The sequence below is a fragment of the Mesorhizobium sp. M8A.F.Ca.ET.207.01.1.1 genome, assembly GCF_004794715.1.
In the GTDB taxonomy this organism is placed as follows: domain Bacteria; phylum Pseudomonadota; class Alphaproteobacteria; order Rhizobiales; family Rhizobiaceae; genus Mesorhizobium.
In genome coordinates, this window is sequence record NZ_SRUS01000341.1 from 1 (window position 1) to 327 (window position 327).

General features: G+C 64.5%; 1 pseudogene. It reads left to right on the top strand.

The window, feature by feature from the left end:
• Positions 1-327, top strand: a pseudogene (locus EN850_RS34830) (hypothetical protein); the annotation flags it as partial.

The window sequence follows — 327 nt, forward strand, 5'->3', positions numbered from 1 at the left end:
GGGAACTCGGCGTCAATTACGTGGGCGTAGGAACGGTACGGCGGGGCGGTGACCGGCTGCGCATTTCCGTGCAGCTGGTCGATGCCGAGACGCGAACACAATTGTGGTCCGAGCGCTACGAGGGCGCGATCGAGGACGTTTTCGAATTCCAGGACAGGATCGCGGCGCAAGTGGCCGGCGCCATCCATCCGGCCATCCGCGGCGCGGAGATCGAGCTGGCCAAGCGCAAGCCGCCGACCAGCCTGCGAGCCTACGACATCGTCATGCGCGCCTATCCGAACATCTGGGGCCGCCGCAAAGACACCAATGACCAGGCGATAGAATTGC